Source organism: Ammoniphilus soli, from assembly GCF_040813775.1.
The window spans coordinates 1-775 of record NZ_JBEGDL010000154.1 but is presented as its reverse complement, the minus strand read 5'-3'; the positions used below and the strand labels follow the sequence as shown (position 1 = coordinate 775).

The window sequence follows — 775 nt, the reverse complement described above, 5'->3', positions numbered from 1 at the left end:
CGGGCATCCATGGGTCACGTGATGTAACAGCCGCTCCTTTCTCTGTCAAATGATCTCTCATCTTCACGATAAGATCCATAGGAGATAAGGTCTTTCCCGTTCCTGAAGCAGGACACATATTCGTACATCGTCCACATTCCGCACAGGCATACAGATCAATCAGCTGCCGCTGGGTAAAGTTCTCGATTTTCCCAACACCAAATTCTTCGACTTCCTCATCCTCAAAATCAATCTTGCTCAATTTCCCTACGGGTCCGACTTTTTTGAAAAAGATATTGAACATGGCGAATAGTTCATGCGCCTGTTTAGATTGTGGGACGAAGACCATGAAGGACAACACAATCAGCATGTGTACCCACCAGAACACATAGAATAAAACGGTTCCTACTGTTGTACCAATACCAGAGAACACTAACGCAACGATTCCGGAGAAGGGAGCATAAACCATATCCGGCTCGTGCCCAAGCATGATTCTCTCAAAGCCAAGTGCCAACAAAATCGACACGGTAAGAATGGTCAACCCGATATAAACAAAAGCCGCTTTTCCATTTCGTTTCCATTGTAGCCGATTCAGCTTTTCCACGTATCGACGGTAAGCCGCATAGCCTACGGCGATCAACATCAGGAAGGTAGTCCACTCCTGCAACAAACTGAAATATTTGTGGGCGTCGCCGAATGGGAATTCGTACCCTTTACTGAATCCCTTGATGACCAGTTCGATCAGTCCCACTTGGATGATCATGAAGCCATAAAACAGGATCAAGTGCATACATCC

At 45.9% G+C, this 775-nt stretch carries 1 pseudogene; it reads right to left on the bottom strand.

The features are described 5' to 3' along the window. Window positions 1–775 (bottom strand): annotated as a pseudogene (locus ABLT31_RS38815) (hypothetical protein); the annotation flags it as partial.